This is a genomic window from Microvirga aerilata (genome assembly GCF_016743775.1).
Taxonomy (GTDB): Bacteria; Pseudomonadota; Alphaproteobacteria; order Rhizobiales; family Beijerinckiaceae; genus Microvirga; species Microvirga aerilata.
Genome location: NZ_JAEQMY010000029.1, coordinates 1 through 15,649, shown reverse-complemented (window position 1 = coordinate 15,649; position 15,649 = coordinate 1). Strand labels below are relative to the sequence as shown.

Here is a 15,649-nt window from a genome sequence, read left to right as displayed (position 1 = left end):
CCGTTACTGGAGCTTCTGCAGCTGGCGATCCAGCATCCTGTTCAGGTTCTCGATAGTCCCCTGGGGGATCGTGCCGGGTGGCGTACTCAGAAACCGGGATCGGCCTGGAGCCTCTCGCGAGATAGCGCCCCTTCCAATCTGCCCCGGGGGAGCCGCACCTCTCGGTGCCGCAGGCGCAGCACCTCCGACAACCCTGACATGGTAGATCGTCGGCCCTGCCTGCTCAGCCAACGCAACCGTCAATGTGTGGGTGTCGCTGCGCTTTCGCGCAGCGTTGAGGCTGAGAGATGCCGGAGCCACGGCGAAGGCAATCCCTCCGCTCATGTCGCTCGTTGCCGTGAACACGATCGTCCGGCCCAGTTGCCTGAACTCCGTCCTGTTGCCGGGCCCAAATGCGTTCAGGCTCTCTCCTAGCCAACTTGCCAGTCCCAGATTGTTGCCGGGTGTGGGCTCGACGCTTCCGTTCGGGCAAGTCGGATTGCCCATCGTATCGAGATCGTCGGTGAAGGTGATTTCGCTTGTCTCCGTAAAGCCTTCGCCGCTCCCGAAGGCGAGATTGAAGCTTGGAGCCGGTGCAAGGGGCGTCACGCCGAATGATCCGCCAGCCGATGCAAGTTGATCCCCCTTCAGTTGCAGGGCGCTCTTGGCCGCCCAACCCTTTACCCGCCGTCGAGCCTCGGCTCCAGGCCCTGCTGTCCGAATGCCGGCGGCAATCTCGCATTTAACCTGAGAAACGATCTCTCTGACGGTGACGTGTCGTATCGTGTCCGGAGCCGGCACGCTGGCACACGCAGCGCATCCCAATGCAAGCGCAAGCACTGGTGCGCGCCCGAGGATGATTGCACTCATGACGAAAGCCCCTCGCACATTCCACCCCGATACACGGTAGAGGCATTCTGTCACTTCAACTCTAACGTGCAAGACATCTTAAGAGCTACCTACAATTGTCAAGCTTGGTATGAGGCCGATGCTTCATGTCTCTGAACACCGGCACCGGGGGCTTGAACGGATCCGCCGATAATCCAGACGGCCGGTAGACCGTCACAGCAGCCAGACGGTGCAGCGGCAGGGGACCGAGCATATGAAGAGTGCCCCGAAGGTCAGACACCGATACGCCCGCGACAGTGGCTCGGCGCGGCCTTGATCCACCGGGATGGGCGAAGAAAGCTGGAGCAGGTCAACGCCCAGGCTTGAATCCAGCCGGCGCCACTATATCTGCTCGGCCATGGCTTTCCTCGCGATAGCCTGCGAAGCCGTGTCTGCACCTCCCTAGCCTCATCAATGCGCAAGAACGAGACAACCCTCGATAGGCAATGCAAGGAAGGTCCTCGGTCGTGGGGCTCGTAATGCCGAAAAGCCGTAACATCCTCTGGCCTCTGCAATTCCTGGCGATTGCAAGTCTGGTCGGGCCTGTCCTGTTCTTCACCTATACGGCTTGGGACAGCCATCGGCGGATCTCGCAGCAAGCCGACGAGCGGATCGAGCGCGCTCTTGACGTGGTTCAGGAGCATACTCTCAAGGCCTTTCAGACCATCGAACGGACGATGGCCGAAACGAACGAAGTTGTGCGCGATCTCCCGCCCGAGCAGATCCAGGCGGACGAGGCCAGAATTCAGCGTCGGCTCAAAAGAACACAGGACACCCTGTCCCAGATCGAGGCGATCTGGCTTTTCGACAAAGCCGGCCATCCGCTCGTCTCGAGCACGGTCCTGCCTGTCCCGCGCGACCTCGACAATTCGGAACGGGACTACTTCAAAGCCCAGGCCGAGCAGGATGCCGGCACCTTCATCGGCGGCTCGATCACCTCCAAGATCGGCGGCATCCGCTTCTTCGTGGTCAGCCAGCGCCGCCCCACTTCCGATGGAGGCTTCGACGGAATCGTGGCGGTTTCTGTCCGGCCCGAGCATTTCCATAATTTCTATGGCCGCATCTCCCGCGGCATCGCCGATTCCTTTGGCCTGATCCGGGCGGATGGCGAATTTCTGGCGCGTTATCCATCCCGAGGCGAGGAGGCCATGCGGCTCAACCCGCAGAGCGGCTTCCTGCAGGCGATCCGTTACAACCAGGAGGCAGGACTCTTCACGGCGGTTTCCCAGATAGACGGCATCCAGCGCCGGATCGGATACCGCAAGGTGCCTGGCTATCCCCTATACGTGCAAGTTGGCATCGAGACGGCGGCCTTGTCGCGGAATCTATGGTCGAGCATGAGCGGTCTTCTCGGCTTCGGCATTCCGGCGACCCTGCTTCTTTTCGGTGTAAGCCTCTATGCCCTTCAGCGAACCAGAAGCTTTCATGTGGAAGTGGAGCGGCGCGAGGTTGCGGAGGCCGCCCTTAAGCAGGCTCAGCGTCTGGAGGCGGTGGGCCACCTCACCGGCGGCGTGGCCCATGACTTCAACAACCTTCTGATGGTGGTCAAAGGCAACATCGACCGCCTTCGCCGCTATCCAGCCGAGGAGCGCCAGAAACGTTCCCTCGATGCGATTGAGACGGCGGCGGTACGAGGCGCGAGCCTCGTGCGCCAGCTCCTGTCTTTTTCCCGCCAGCAGACGCACGAGCCGGCTGTGATCGGCCTGTCCCGATACTTGCCGGATCTGCAGGACATGCTGCGCTCGTCGCTGCGCGGCGATATCGCCATCGATATGCGGGTGCCGCCGGATCTGTGGAACACAAAGGTCGATCTCAACGAACTCGAACTTGCCATCCTCAACATCGCCGTCAATGCCAGAGACGCGATGCCCGACGGCGGTCGTCTGCTGATCGAGGCGTGGAATGTCATCCTGCGCGATCCGGACATCATCGGCCTCAAAGGCGAGTTCGTGGCTTTGAGCCTCACGGATACCGGCAGCGGCATCCCGGAACACGTGCTGCCCCACGTGTTCGAGCCCTTCTACACCACAAAGGAAGTTGGGAAAGGCACCGGCCTGGGCCTGAGCCAGGTTTACGGCTTTGCCCGGCAGTCGGGCGGCACGGCAACCGCATTGGCCGAGTCCGGGCGTGGCACCACCATCACCCTCTACCTGCCGCGGACGCTGGAAGCGGCAGACGGTGAAAGCGCTGCGGCAACCGAGCCCCTGCGCCGGAGTGGACAGGGCCGCATTCTCCTTGTGGAGGACAACGCCGACATCGCGGAAGTCACCCGCGCCAATCTAGAGGAGATAGGCTTCCAGGTGACCCATGTGGCCGATGCTCGTTCGGCGCTCGCCGCCTTGTCTCCCGGTGCGAAGTTCGAACTGGTGTTCAGCGACATCGTGATGCCGGGAGATCTGAACGGGGTAGACTTGGCGCGTATCCTGCGCAAGGAACACCCATCCCTTCCCGTCCTGCTTGCCACCGGCTACAGCACCGTTGCCCAGTCTGCCATGAATGAAGGCTTCACGATCCTCCGCAAGCCTTATGACACCGCGGAGCTGAGCGCCTGCATCAACAGAACCTTGGGTGTGGCGCCGCTGAAGGCGAGCGCCTGACGATGGTTTCAAGAGCCAGCGGGCACACCCATGGCTCGCACCGACTCCGGCTCCTCTACCCCCTAGCGGTCAGAATCGCCCCTCCGCTGCGCTCTCCTCGGGCGGCAGCCGGTTGCCCGAGTAGGCAGGAGACCAGCAAAAAGCCGAGCCATGGATGGCAGCGTCGCGACCAAAGCCTCTCAACCTTCCATGCACACCCTCCTCCATCAGCTTCTCTATTTAAGTCTGTTCTTCGCACAGGAATTTATCCGGTGTCTCATATTCGCCTGCTTGGGCAAGCGAATGCCATCAGCAACGTTGAAGGGTGAGCGATGCTGCTATCTGAGACTTTTGCTTGCGGCACCAGAGCCTGATCTCTGGTCATGAGCACCGATTTGAGCAGCGCGGGGCGGCTGAACTCTAGGGTGCTTTCCGGCAGCCAGACGGAGAGCCGGAGAATTATGGGTCAGGAAAGCACAGAGCTAAGGTTCGTCAGAATGGCTTCTGCCTTAATGAAGTGTGCTCTTAAGCGGGATGGAGTGGAGAAGCGTTCCTTGAGGGCAAACGATTTCGAGCCGCCAGCCGCTCCAATCCTCAGCTTCACCGCCAATTTCTATCTGCAGCTCCGAGATGGCCTTGAGCGCCTCGACCTTGGCGTGATTGAGGTCAGGCACCTCTACTCCGACTTCATCCAAGATCTCTTCCTGGTCGCTGAAGAGATGAAAGTAGCAGCGCATGGTAATACCTTCCCAGATAGGCGCAATGATATTTAATAGCGCGCGCCTTCAAGAAGTGAACAGGTCTATTATCCTATGCGACTATTCCTCTTTGGCCATGGCCCCAGTGTTCAAGGGCTGAAGATTATCCAGGGAGACCCAACCGACATCCGGTCGGGAGCACGGGACCAGATAGGCGCGTCCCTGCTCCAGTTGATCGATCCGGCAGGTAATTGCCCTCTGGTCTCCAGGAGGACGATACACGACGATGGAACCAATCTGGATCCGCTCGTCAGGTCCTTTCGCAGGGTTTTGCCATGATAGGATTGCTCCTGCCTGCGAGGCCTGATGTTCCGGAACGCTGTTTTTGTTTGCCCGCAGGCGGTCCAAGGCCGCGATAGCTACCTTGGCTCGGTCCCGGTAGCGCTCGGTTACAGGCCGCAGAAGAGCGCCGCGCGTCCGGCCCGGATACCATGAGATCCCCCCAACCTTCGCAAGCTCCTCTGCAACAGCCTCGATCTCTTCTTCCGTCACGATAGCCCCCTGCGCCAACCTTCCCCAACTAGGAAAGATTGCATGAACCGCTTGATGAGACATTAACGTAGGGTAATACTTCAAAATGCCCAGCCATGATGGGCTTCTTCTTGGACTCGGCTCTTTATTTCGAAGCCTCGGACATGGATGAGCCGCTCAGCGATCCAAGGCTGAACCTGGTGTCATGGGCTGGCTTGCCGATCCGGGGTACCGCGTCCAGGCACCCTGGAGCGCATCATTCCGCGTGGTCAGATGACGAACATGGAGGTCATAGGGCGGATCAAGCAATAAAAACGATGTTCGATTTTTTCGCAATTAATTCCGGTTGATTACCCCTGAATTTGTCTTCTGATCAAGAATAACCAAAGAAGCTTCTTAGGAATTCCCTTAAGCAACTAGCCTCTTATTCATGGACCAGGGGATCTTCCGTATGGCTTTGACCATTAACGCCGCGAATTTCGGCGCTACTGCGAACGACGCGACCGACGATACTGCCGCTATCAATAATGCGGTCAAAGCGGCTAACGATGCATATCTCAAGAATCCTGCTGCGGGGCGAGTTAGCGTCATCCTGCCGACCGGCACCCTGATCGTCTCAGGAAGCACCGATAAGAGCGAGGGTGCGATTCAGTTGCTCAGCGGCACGGCTCTTCAAGGCGCAGGCCTGGGGCGGACCGTCCTCAAAGTGGCAGACCAATGGTCGGGCGACATCACCGGCGTGGTAAGAACCCCCTTCAATGAGGTCACCAACAATGCCGGTGTGTTCGACCTCACCATTGACGGCAACCGCGATCAGGCCAAAGGCAAGGTCGATGGCTTCTACACCGGCGTCCGGCCCGGAAGCACGCAGCAGGACACCGACATTCATGTGGCTCGGGTCGAGATCATGGATTGTTCGGGCTATGGGTTCGACCCACATGAGCAAACCCTGCGCTTGATCATCGAGAGCAGCTCCGCCCATGGAAACGGGCTCGACGGTTTCGTGGCCGATTACATCGTGAACGGCATCTACCGGAACAATGTTGCCTATAACAACGATCGTCACGGCTTCAACATCACCACGACCACCAACGGACTTCTGCTTCAGAACAATGAGGCGTACGGCAACGGATCCACGGGTCTCGTCGTGCAGCGGGGATCTGAGGCGATCCCGTGGCCGAGCAACATCAACATTGTTGGCGGTTGGTACCACGACAATGTCAAAGAGGGCGTTCTGCTCAACATGGCAGACAACGTCACCATCAACGGCGCTACGATTAGCGGCAACAAGTCCAGCGGCGTCAGGATTGAAGGCTCCGCCGATACGATCGTTCAGAACAGCCTGATCTTCAACAATGCACAGGCGGCGGACAACCAATTCGATGAAATCAACATCCGCATGCGTGTCGATGCGACGACCGGCGCAACCTACTACTCCACGAATACGCAGATCCTGAACAATACGATCTACTCCGACACCGCAATCGACGCCCGCTATGCCATCCGTGAGGAGGCCACGAACCTTCAGGGCGGACCCACCGCCATCCGTATCCTAGGCAACACGATCTCAGGAACGGAATCAGGTGCGATTTTCACCTTCGCGCAGAGATGGGTCGGAACGGCCGGAAGCAACTCCCGCTCGGGCACCGCGGATGACGACGACATGAGCGGACGCGCCGGCAACGACACCATCAAGGGCAAAGCTGGCAACGACCATCTTTTTGGAGAGAGCGGAAGCGACCGGCTTTATGGCGATTCCGGTAACGACAACATCTATGGCGGGTCGGGCAACGACAGGATCTATGGCGGTTCCAGCAATGACAAGCTTTCCGGAGACTTGGGCCGGGATGTTTTCGCATTTAACACCAAGCTTGGAACGGCGGCCACGGATCGGCGGGTGAACTTCGACACCATCACCGACTATTCGGTTCGAAACGACTCGATATGGCTCGACAACGCGATCTTCCGGAAGATCGGTTCGGGCTCCTCCACCAAGCCCGGCAAGCTCCAGGCAGATTTCTTCAATGTCGGGAGCAGAGCGCAGGACGCAAACGACTATATCGTTTACAACAAAAAGACAGGCGTCCTGTCCTATGATGCCGATGGCTCGGGCCGTGGCAAAGCGGTGGAATTCGCTCTGCTCGACAAGGGGCTTGCGATGACCTCCAAGGAGTTCTTCGTCATCTGAGAACCGGACACCCGAAGGGAGACAGGTTGCTCCTGATCTCCTGCCAGGCTTCCACCCCTGGCAGCCTATTCCATGCCCAAGCTGAAACTCTCTACCGCGCGCCCCGTTAAGCCGGAGAGTTGAAGCGAGGAGTCACGCGATGGGTTTGCTTGATCAAGTGCTCGGCAACGTTCTCGGTGGACGGCCGGGTGGCGGAATGATGGGCGGCGGCCTTGGCGGCGGTATTGGAGGTCGCTCCGGCGGGGGTGGCATGTCCCCGATCATGATGGCCGTACTTGCTCTGCTGGCCCAGAAGGCCATGAGCGGCCGTGGCTCATCCGGCGGTGGCGGCGGGCTTGGCGATCTGCTGGGAGGTGGTGGACTTGGTGGGTTGCTGGGTGGCGGCTCCGGCGGCCTTGGGGGCGGAGGCGGCGGCCTGGGTGGCGCCCTTGGTGGCTTGCTCGGCGGCGGATCGGGTGGCGGCCTCAATGGAGGCATCCTGGCGAGCGGCCTAGGGGGCTTGCTCGACAGCTTCAACAGCTCCGGCCACGGGGACATCGCCAATTCCTGGGTTAGCCCCGGCGAGAACAGGCAGATCGCACCCGACCAGCTGGCCCAGGCAATAGGCCCGGATACGGTCAATGAGCTGTCGCAGCAGACCGGCATGCCGCAGCAGGACCTCCTGTCGGAACTGTCCCATGTGCTGCCGGGAGTCGTCGATCAGCTGACGCCGCAGGGCCGCCTCCCCAAAGAGGACGAGCTGCATCATTACTGATCGGAAGCGTCAGGCCGCGATGACGATGTTGCGGCCGCTCCTCTTCGCCCGGTAGAGCGCCGAATCCGCCTTCTGGAGAAGGGCCGTGGCCTCGATCCGGGCTCCCGTGGCGCAGCCTGCGCTGACGGTGACCTCGGCTTGGCCTCCCAAGGCAGCCTTTCCGGCTGCCGAGAAGGCATGGCGGATCTTGTCTGCCAGGGCCGCTGCCTCGTGGGCACTCATGGGGAGCACGGCGGCAAACTCCTCTCCGCCTAAACGGCCGAAGGTGCGCTTCGGCAGATGCCCTGCCAGCACCTGCCCGAAGACGGTCAGGATCCGATCGCCGGCATCGTGGCCGTAGCTGTCGTTGATGGCCTTGAAGTTATCGAGGTCGAAGAGCAGGCAACTCGCCGGCTTGTCGCCGAGCTGGCCCAGGAGCTTGGCGGCGTTCTGCAGGAAAGCTCGCCGGTTGGGCACACTGGTCAGGGGATCGACGAGCGCCGCCTGCTTGTATTCAAACTTCAGGCGCTCTTTGGCCATGGACAGGAACATGAAGGCCAGGGTGGGCGTGAAGATCACCAGGAACAGCGCCATCTCCGAAGACCACCGTCTGGCAAAGGCCGCAATCCAAGGAACGCTGACCCAGGAGAACCCGAGCATTCCACGGGAGAAATTGAAGAGAGCCAGGCCCAGCACGAGAACCACTACCACGCGCTGCGATGCCAGGCGCTCGACCTGATGCCGTCCGAGTTCCCAGGCGGAGAGCATTGCATAGCCGCCGGTGAGCAGCGAGGCGAGCATCAGCCTATAGCCCTGCGAGTCGTAGATGAACGGAAAGGCGCAGGTCCATATGACCACGCCGGCCAGGCTCCCGGCGATGGGCGCAGAGCGGCCATTGAAGATCCTGCAGCCTCCATAGAGAACGCCATAAGCCAGCATGCCCAAGGCATTAGCAGTCACAAGCACCAGAAGGCTCGGTTGACCCTGCCCGAGATTGGCCGACGCAATGGCAATGCCGATCAGCAGAAAGGCACTTCCCCACCAGGCAAGAGCGCTCACCCCGGGGCTGAGGATCCACGAGAAGATGAGCAGGGTGCCAAGCACCGCCGACAGCAGCACGAAGGCTACGGTAAGGGTGGCAGGATCTAGGACCATGAGAGCGGCTGCCATGCGTTCGATCAAACGGCCGCAGAAAGCTACCCTGCGGATCATTCCGTAGGGGAATGCATGCCTACGCTATCTCTCATCGTCCCCGCGATGTCCAGCGCTCCCATGTGCGGCGGATCGGACCACCTGCTCGGAACGAGGGCTTGCCGGAACGAAGGCTTGGCCGCAGCATTTTCCTTGAAGCCACCTCACGGAGGGAGAGATTCATGGGCCGGTACCATCGCCACGGGGTTCAAAGCACCGCTGCCATTGCAGGCCACCCGATTCATCCTATGCTCATCGTCTTTCCGGTCGCGTTCCTGATCGGGGCGTTTGGAACCGACATCGCCTTTCTCGTCACGCAGGATCCGTTCTGGGCCCAAGGCTCCTACTGGCTTCTGATCGCAGGCATCGTCACCGCCCTCGTTGCGGCTGTTCCTGGCATGATCGACTTCATAACCATCGACCGGGTGCGCAATGTCTGGGTGTCATGGACCCACATGGTCGCCAATCTGGTGGTGGTCGGCTTGGCTCTCGTCAATGTCGGCGTTCGCTTGGACGATCCAGCCGCCGGCGTGCAGGGCTGGGGCATCTGGCTGTCGGGAATTCAAACGGCGCTGCTGATGTTCAGCGGATGGCTCGGCGGCGAACTTGCCTATCGATACGGCATCGGAGCGATTCAAGATTACAGCCCCAAGGCGGAGCAGTTCCATGTCGAAGTGGACCGGCCGGACGTGGCTCCATCGTATGGACGCCGGAATAGTTCGGGAAGCCTCTAGGCTCCCTATCGGCGCAACCCGGCAACCGATGGCCTGCCGTGTTCGGCAGGCCATGATCTTGCGCCGCTTCGATCATAACGGCTAGTGTTCGGCCCATGATGAAGTTGCATCTTCTGGCCACTGCTCTTTTCAGCTGCATGTTGCTGGGGATTGAGGCTCATGCATCCTCGTCCTGCCCACCGGGGTTCGCGCAACTCCAAGCATCGGACACCTGCGTGCGGATCAGCGGCCGGGTGCGGGCGGACGCCCTGGCCGGCTCACCCCGACTACGTCAGTCCAATAAGCTGCAAACTCAGACGAGCGGACGCGTTCAGCTCGATGTGAGGAAGCAGACGGAATACGGTCCGCTCCGCGCCGTCATCCGTGTTGACGGCATGCGGCACTGATCCAAGCATCAAAAAAGGCGCCCGAGGGCGCCTTTCCTAACGAAATCAATATTCATCGTCGTAATATTCTTCGCGATAGTAGGTCCGGCGCGGTGCATCATAGGTTCTGTAGGTAGGCCTGTCATAAGCACGATAGGCTGGCCGCGCGCCTGCTGCGAGCGCACCACCGAGAATCGCGCCTGTCACGCCTGCTGCGATGGCAGCATTGTTGTTGTTGCGTCGAGGCGCAGCATAGCGCTGCGCTTTGTGCTGCTTGTAATGCCCATAAGCTTGGCCTTTTCCTTTGCCCGGCCGCGCGTCTGCCGCACCGCCAAAGGAAGCAGCGGCCAGAAGGGCTACGCTGATCGTCGCTAAAAGCTTTTTCATCGCCATACTCCAGAAGAAGTTTGAATAATTAAGCTATAGCCCCAGCGGTGGTTCCATTTGGTGATGCATGAATGGAAGTGCTCATGAAATTGCAGGGCGCGTCCCGATGGATTCCTTTGTTGATCTTCCACAAGTTTAATTTTCCGTAGCTTATAGCCTCCGTAACTGGCCAGGAACCAACAAAAAGGGGCCGGTTGCCCGACCCCTCATGCGTCTAAACGTTTATTGCGTATTAGTCAGTCGTGCTGCTGCTGCCCGAAGAGCCGCCCTGCTGCGGCAGGCGCGTATTGCCGGAGCCGCTTGCACCGCTGTTCGAGGTGTTGCCGCTGGTGTTGCTGTTCACATCCGTGCGGCTGCTGCCCGAAACGGTTCCCGTCGTATCGGGCGAGGTCGAGCGGGAACGTGTGGTCGAGACATTCACATCGTTCGAGCGGCGCTGCTCCACCGATACGCCAACGCTTGGCGAGGTGTCCTGAGTCCGGCGAATGGTCGTGCGGCGGTTGACGGAGACGCTCGGCTCGTTGACCTCCTCGTAGCGACGCACGGTCCGGCGACGAACCTCCACCGGCTCATCGACCACCTGATAGCGGCGCTTCTTGGCAACAACCTTGTTGGTGCGTTTGGTCTTCTTGACCGCGACTTTCTTCGTGGGCTTCTTCTTCACCACCGTACGGCGGACCTCGGTCTCCGGCTCCTCATAGGTGGTCACGCTGCGGCGGCGGGTGACGGAAACGCTCGGTTCCTCGACCTCAGTGCGCGAGCGAACGGAGACTCCCGTGCGTTCGCGGGTTTCGACCCCGACACCGACCCGCGTGCTGCCTTCCTCACGGGTGCGAACATTCGTCTGCGTACCCGAGGTCTCGCTGCGCGTTGCGCCTGTTGTTTCGGTGTTCGTCCTGCTCTCGCTGCCGGACTGATTGCGCAGGATCGTGTTCGACTGCGACGACTGCGAGGTCGTATTGGTATTCGACTGACTGGATGTCTGGGCATAAGCCGTGCTGCTCAACAGCAGAAGGGCCGCCCCTAGAACGATTTTCTTCACGGAACCATCTCCAACAAAGTAAAGGTTGCGAGATGAACGCGAAGCGCCGCAGACTGTTCCAACAACTTCAAGTAAGTCGGCTTGCCCTTGCCCAAAACCTCGAAGATGAACGTTTGTTCAAGTTTCAGCGCTTTCTTGGGAGGCGGAATCGATTAGGCAGGGCCCGGCCCGAAAAGTCTGAACGGTCAGGCGACAACAACCTGAACGCCGGTCAATAGGGGTATACAGCTTAAGTTCACGTTTATCCTTTTAGCTTAAGCCTATCGGTCGTTCATTGGGAATGGCATCGCCATGGCAATTTTTCAGGCATTCAACGCAGCAGGTTCCGGGTTCAACATGTCGAGCACCGGCAGTTCGGGCTGGGCTTTCGTGGGAGCGAACCCCTACATCACGACCGAACTCGACTGGGATAACGGGTCATATGCAGAATACTACATCTACGGCAGCCCGGAGGTAGACAGGTTCGGCGCAGCCTACTGGACCGACGGTTACGAGATCATCATCGATGACTTGTATTATGAGAACGATGGCTTCGACATCCTCACCATCAAAGACCTCGAACTTCATACCACCGTCGACGAGCTTCAGGGCTACGCCTGGTATGTGACCCTCAACGGCGGCCACGACACCTTCTATGGCAACGATTATGTAGACATCATTCGTGCTGGCGTCGGCAACGACATCATCGAAGCTTATGGCGGCGATGATATCATTCATGGCGATGCAGGAGCGGACACGCTCTTCGGCCTGCAGGGCGACGACGATCTTTATGGCGGCAACGACCGCGATGTACTGAAAGGTGGATCGGGCAGCGATTACCTGAGCGGGGGCGCCGGAAGCGACACGTTGACCGGAAACTCCGGCAAGGACTACTTCGTCTTCGACGTCAGAGCCTCCAGATCCAATGTCGATCGGATCTTGGATTTCCGGCCAAGCGACGACACGATCATGCTGGACAACCAGTTCTTCACCAAGGCTGGGCGCGATGGATGGCTTGCCGGCAAGGCTTTCACCACAGGCTCTGGGGCCAAGGATGCCTCGGACCGGATCATCTACAACAAACAGAACGGCGCACTGCTTTACGATGCAGATGGGATTGGCGGAGCGGCAGCCGTCAAGTTCGCGCAACTTTCATCGGGCTTGTCCCTGACGAAGAGCGATTTCTTCATGCTCTGATACAGAGCCTGCCACGCGCTCAATCGGCACCTACGGCCAAGTTTCGGCTGGTTTGTCCAAGCCGAGGCTTGGCCGTAGGCCTGTTGGGCCGCCGAGCAGGGCGCCGGGTCTCAGGCCGAAGCCATGCCAGGGCCGCATCATGGTTAACTTGGCATTAGGCCAGTATGCTACTAAAGCATAACAGGCCTACATTATTACCGCTCCTCTTGCGCGGTGCACGGGTCTATATACTGCACTGCAAACGCAAGAAAAAAAGCTGCCGGTCAACGGGACCGGTCAACTGCTAAGGAGTCTCCTATGTTCGTGTCTTATATTCTCTCTAAGTTCCGCGCATATCTGCGTTATCGCGATACGGTCCGCGAGCTTTCGCTGCTGTCCGACCGCGAACTCGACGATCTCGGCATCTCCCGTTTCCAGATCGAGAACATCGCGCGCGAGAACGCTGTCGCGTAATTATCTGCTGCACTGCAGCAACTGGCCCTCGCCCGCCCCTTCCGGCGGGCGTTCGCTTTTCTGGAGGGTGCGTGAACCCGCTCAACGCCCTCCTGAGACGGGGATGTTCGCCCCGGTGATATATGACGCGGCTTCCGACATCAGAAACAGCACGGCTTCGGCGATCTCATCCGGTTCGCCAATTCTGTTGAGCGGAATATGGGGACGCAGGCGCTCCAGGCGGCCTGCATCCCCGGTGCTGCGCTCGTGAATATCCGTTCGCGTCATGCCGGGAGAGACCGCATTGACCCGGATGCCTTCCCCCGCAAGCTCTTTTGCCAGCCCGACCGTGAGTGAATCGACGGCGCCCTTCGAGGCGGCATACCAGACATATTCGTTGGGGCTGCCTAGGGATGCAGCAACCGACGAGATGTTGACGATGGTACCGCCGGCGCCGCCCCGGCTCACGGAGAGCCGCCGCGCCGCCTCGCGGGCGACCCAGAGAGCTCCCAGCACATTGATGTCGATGCATGCCCGGATCGTCTCCGCCGATGCCTGCTCCAGCCGGCTCGATCTTCCCGTGATCCCGGCATTGTTGACCACGTGCGAGACGGCCCCCAAGGCGGCCTCGGCCTCGTCGAAGAGGCGCAGCACATCCGCTTCAACCGCAACATCGCCCCGGCAAGCCACGGCTCTTGCGCTGGCAGCCCGGCAGCTTGAGAGCACCCGCTCGGACGCCTCCCGCTCGGACCTGTAGGTGATCGCGACGTCATAGCCGCGCGCTGCCGCAAGCTGCGCCACCGCAGCCCCTATGCCGCGGCTTCCTCCTGTAATAAGGACGACGGGTCGCCTGGATTGCACGGCGTTCAAAGCCCTTTTCGAAATTGACCGGCTCAACTTGACCAGGGCTCCCAGGGGAGTCAATCAAGACCGCTCGGGAGAATGACCATGAGCACAATCGAACCCATCCACGTCATCGGCGGCGGCCTCGCCGGGTCGGAGGCTGCCTGGCAGATCGCCCAGGCGGGTGTTCCTGTCGTCCTGCACGAGATGCGGCCCGTGCGCGGCACCGACGCCCATAAGACGGAGGGGCTTGCCGAGCTCGTCTGCTCCAACTCGTTCCGCTCCGACGATGCCGAAACGAACGCCGTTGGTTTGCTCCACCAGGAGATGCGCAGCCTCGGCTCGCTCATCATGGCCAAGGGCGATGCCCATCAGGTTCCTGCCGGAGGCGCGCTTGCGGTGGACCGGGACGGCTTCTCCGATGCCGTGACGGCCACGCTCGAGGCGCATCCCCTCGTCACCATCGAGCGGGGCGAAGTGGCAGGCCTTCCGCCGGAGGACTGGTCCTCCGTGATCGTGGCCACCGGCCCTCTCACCTCGCCTGCCCTCGCGGAGGCGGTCCTGTCCCTGACGGGAGAGACCTCGCTTGCCTTCTTCGACGCCATCGCGCCCATCGTCTACCGGGAGTCGATCAACATGGACGTGGCCTGGTTCCAGTCCCGCTACGACAAGGTTGGACCGGGAGGCACCGGCAAGGACTACATCAACTGCCCCATGACCAAGGAGCAGTATGAAGCCTTCGTGGATGCGCTGATCGCCGGCGACAAGACCGAGTTCAAGGAATGGGAGGCCAACACCCCCTATTTCGACGGCTGCCTGCCCATCGAGGTGATGGCCGAGCGCGGCCGCGAGACCCTGCGGCATGGACCCATGAAGCCCGTTGGTCTCACCGATCCGCGCAATCCGGACAAGAAGCCCTATGCTATCGTGCAGCTGCGCCAGGACAATGCCCTCGGCACCCTGTTCAACATGGTGGGTTTCCAGACCAAGCTCAAATACGGCGCTCAGGCCGCGATCCTGCGCATGATCCCAGGCCTGGAGAATGCCGAGTTCGCACGCCTCGGCGGCATTCACCGCAACACCTATCTCAACTCGCCCAAGCTCCTCGACCCGACCCTGCGCCTCAAGGCGATGCCGCGCCTGCGCTTTGCCGGCCAGATCACCGGCTGCGAAGGTTATGTGGAAAGCGCGGCGGTGGGCCTGATGACCGGCCGCTTCGCCGCTGCCGAGCGCCTCGGCCGTCCGATGCAGCCCCTGCCGCACACCACGGCGCTGGGCGCGCTCATCAACCACATCACGGGCGGCCACATCGAGACGATCGATGAGGGCCCGCGTTCCTTCCAGCCGATGAACGTCAATTTCGGCCTCTTCCCGCCGCTGGACTACACGCCGAAGGCCGAGGACGGGAAGCGCCTGCGCGGGCCCGCCAAGGCCGTTGCGAGAAAGAAGGCGCTGACGGACCGGGCACGGATGGATCTGGCGGCTTGGATGTCGGATGGTGTGCTGCCTCAGGCAGCGGAGTAATCGCCCGTAGTCATTCTTGACGCCATATGCGATCCGAGATCGCTTTCAGCATCTGGTACTCGAACCTCGACGCTGTCATCCCCGCGCAGGCGGGGAGGTGAATTCACGGTTGAGGTGCAACACGGTTGATGATTGTTGAGAAGATCTCGTGCGGGGTGCGAAAGGCAAGGCACTTTCGTGGCGTTGTGTTGTAGCTCTCGACCAGAGCCACCAACTCCAACTGCGCTAGGGTGGCCAGATCAGCCTTGCGCGGCAGGCGCCGCCGCAAACGGCCGATGGCATTCCCGATCCCGCCCTTCTGCCAGGGGGCATGCGGATCACAAAAGAAGGTCGGCAGGCCCAAGTGCTCGGTGAGCCGATAG

16 protein-coding genes are annotated in these 15,649 nt (G+C 60.6%); 8 read left to right on the top strand and 8 right to left on the bottom strand.

Translation table 11 applies throughout. The features are described from left to right. Positions 1–3: 3 nt before the first annotated feature. Positions 4–849, bottom strand: a complete 846-nt coding sequence (locus tag JKG68_RS17965; protein ID WP_202062289.1) for a hypothetical protein — start codon at positions 847–849, stop codon at positions 4–6. Positions 850–1,346: 497 nt separating this feature from the next. Between JKG68_RS17965 and JKG68_RS17960 the strand changes: the two genes are divergently transcribed. After that, positions 1,347–3,464 carry a hybrid sensor histidine kinase/response regulator family protein gene (locus JKG68_RS17960; protein WP_202062287.1) on the top strand — a complete coding sequence of 706 codons (2,118 nt, stop codon included), beginning with the start codon at positions 1,347–1,349 and terminating at the stop codon, positions 3,462–3,464. A gap of 488 nt (positions 3,465–3,952) precedes the next feature. On the opposite strand, the gene JKG68_RS34745 is transcribed toward JKG68_RS17960, so the two are convergent. After that, complete coding sequence (locus JKG68_RS34745) at positions 3,953–4,180, bottom strand: DUF6894 family protein (RefSeq protein WP_376773169.1); 228 nt, start codon at positions 4,178–4,180, stop codon at positions 3,953–3,955. 81 nt (positions 4,181–4,261) lie between these two features. Beyond that, complete coding sequence (locus JKG68_RS17950; protein ID WP_202062283.1) at positions 4,262–4,693, bottom strand: hypothetical protein; 432 nt, start codon at positions 4,691–4,693, stop codon at positions 4,262–4,264. Between the two features lie 430 nt (positions 4,694–5,123). Here JKG68_RS17950 and JKG68_RS17945 point away from each other — a divergent pair, with 430 nt between their 5' ends. Continuing rightward, positions 5,124–6,860, top strand: coding sequence for a right-handed parallel beta-helix repeat-containing protein (locus JKG68_RS17945; protein WP_202062281.1), 1,737 nt, complete (start codon positions 5,124–5,126; stop codon positions 6,858–6,860). Between the two features lie 139 nt (positions 6,861–6,999). Beyond that, positions 7,000–7,614, top strand: a complete 615-nt coding sequence (locus JKG68_RS17940; protein ID WP_202062279.1) for a YidB family protein — start codon at positions 7,000–7,002, stop codon at positions 7,612–7,614. A gap of 9 nt (positions 7,615–7,623) precedes the next feature. Here the strand turns inward: JKG68_RS17940 and JKG68_RS17935 are convergent, their stop codons facing one another. Further along, positions 7,624–8,763 (bottom strand): GGDEF domain-containing protein, encoded by a 1,140-nt coding sequence (locus tag JKG68_RS17935; RefSeq protein WP_202062277.1) that lies wholly within the window; start codon positions 8,761–8,763, stop codon positions 7,624–7,626. A 203-nt stretch (positions 8,764–8,966) separates the two neighbouring features. On the opposite strand from JKG68_RS17935, the gene JKG68_RS17930 reads away from it, so the two are divergent. Beyond that, positions 8,967–9,518, top strand: a complete 552-nt coding sequence (locus JKG68_RS17930; protein ID WP_202062275.1) for a DUF2231 domain-containing protein — start codon at positions 8,967–8,969, stop codon at positions 9,516–9,518. 95 nt (positions 9,519–9,613) lie between these two features. After that, positions 9,614–9,904 (top strand): porin, encoded by a 291-nt coding sequence (locus JKG68_RS34740; RefSeq protein WP_202062273.1) that lies wholly within the window; start codon positions 9,614–9,616, stop codon positions 9,902–9,904. 45 nt (positions 9,905–9,949) lie between these two features. Here JKG68_RS34740 and JKG68_RS17920 read toward each other — a convergent pair whose 3' ends face one another. Together JKG68_RS17920 and JKG68_RS17915 are read right to left on the bottom strand one after the other, a co-directional pair. Further along, on the bottom strand, positions 9,950–10,270 hold the full coding sequence (locus JKG68_RS17920; protein WP_202062271.1) for a hypothetical protein: 321 nt from the start codon (positions 10,268–10,270) through the stop codon (positions 9,950–9,952). Between the two features lie 232 nt (positions 10,271–10,502). Then, positions 10,503–11,312 carry a hypothetical protein gene (locus JKG68_RS17915; protein ID WP_202062269.1) on the bottom strand — a complete coding sequence of 270 codons (810 nt, stop codon included), beginning with the start codon at positions 11,310–11,312 and terminating at the stop codon, positions 10,503–10,505. Positions 11,313–11,603: 291 nt separating this feature from the next. Here JKG68_RS17915 and JKG68_RS17910 point away from each other — a divergent pair, with 291 nt between their 5' ends. Then, complete coding sequence (locus JKG68_RS17910) at positions 11,604–12,488, top strand: calcium-binding protein (RefSeq protein ID WP_202062267.1); 885 nt, start codon at positions 11,604–11,606, stop codon at positions 12,486–12,488. A gap of 297 nt (positions 12,489–12,785) precedes the next feature. Beyond that, positions 12,786–12,941 (top strand): DUF1127 domain-containing protein, encoded by a 156-nt coding sequence (locus JKG68_RS17905; protein ID WP_202062265.1) that lies wholly within the window; start codon positions 12,786–12,788, stop codon positions 12,939–12,941. Positions 12,942–13,022: 81 nt separating this feature from the next. Here the strand turns inward: JKG68_RS17905 and JKG68_RS17900 are convergent, their stop codons facing one another. After that, complete coding sequence (locus tag JKG68_RS17900; protein WP_202062263.1) at positions 13,023–13,781, bottom strand: glucose 1-dehydrogenase; 759 nt, start codon at positions 13,779–13,781, stop codon at positions 13,023–13,025. Positions 13,782–13,868: 87 nt separating this feature from the next. Between JKG68_RS17900 and trmFO the strand changes: the two genes are divergently transcribed. Then, positions 13,869–15,287, top strand: a complete 1,419-nt coding sequence (gene trmFO, locus JKG68_RS17895; protein WP_202062261.1) for a methylenetetrahydrofolate--tRNA-(uracil(54)-C(5))-methyltransferase (FADH(2)-oxidizing) TrmFO — start codon at positions 13,869–13,871, stop codon at positions 15,285–15,287. Between the two features lie 103 nt (positions 15,288–15,390). On the opposite strand, the gene JKG68_RS17890 is transcribed toward trmFO, so the two are convergent. Next, positions 15,391–15,649, bottom strand: a 259-nt coding sequence (locus tag JKG68_RS17890) for an IS30 family transposase (protein WP_202062259.1), incomplete at its 5' end; no start/stop codon positions are given.

Excerpts from the sequence above, each read along its gene's own strand:
- JKG68_RS17960 (WP_202062287.1), top strand. The coding sequence starts at position 1,347 with ATGCCGAAAAGCCGTAACATCCTCTGGCCTCTGCAATTCCTGGCGATT.
- JKG68_RS17930 (WP_202062275.1), top strand. The coding sequence starts at position 8,967 with ATGGGCCGGTACCATCGCCACGGGGTTCAAAGCACCGCTGCCATTGCA.
- JKG68_RS17920 (WP_202062271.1), bottom strand. The coding sequence starts at position 10,270 with ATGAAAAAGCTTTTAGCGACGATCAGCGTAGCCCTTCTGGCCGCTGCT.
- JKG68_RS17940 (WP_202062279.1), top strand. The coding sequence starts at position 7,000 with ATGGGTTTGCTTGATCAAGTGCTCGGCAACGTTCTCGGTGGACGGCCG.
- JKG68_RS17935 (WP_202062277.1), bottom strand. The coding sequence starts at position 8,763 with ATGGCAGCCGCTCTCATGGTCCTAGATCCTGCCACCCTTACCGTAGCC.
- JKG68_RS17945 (WP_202062281.1), top strand. The coding sequence starts at position 5,124 with ATGGCTTTGACCATTAACGCCGCGAATTTCGGCGCTACTGCGAACGAC.
- JKG68_RS34740 (WP_202062273.1), top strand. The coding sequence starts at position 9,614 with ATGATGAAGTTGCATCTTCTGGCCACTGCTCTTTTCAGCTGCATGTTG.
- JKG68_RS17910 (WP_202062267.1), top strand. The coding sequence starts at position 11,604 with ATGGCAATTTTTCAGGCATTCAACGCAGCAGGTTCCGGGTTCAACATG.
- JKG68_RS17905 (WP_202062265.1), top strand. The coding sequence starts at position 12,786 with ATGTTCGTGTCTTATATTCTCTCTAAGTTCCGCGCATATCTGCGTTAT.
- JKG68_RS17965 (WP_202062289.1), bottom strand. The coding sequence starts at position 849 with ATGAGTGCAATCATCCTCGGGCGCGCACCAGTGCTTGCGCTTGCATTG.
- JKG68_RS34745 (WP_376773169.1), bottom strand. The coding sequence starts at position 4,180 with ATGCGCTGCTACTTTCATCTCTTCAGCGACCAGGAAGAGATCTTGGAT.
- trmFO (WP_202062261.1), top strand. The coding sequence starts at position 13,869 with ATGAGCACAATCGAACCCATCCACGTCATCGGCGGCGGCCTCGCCGGG.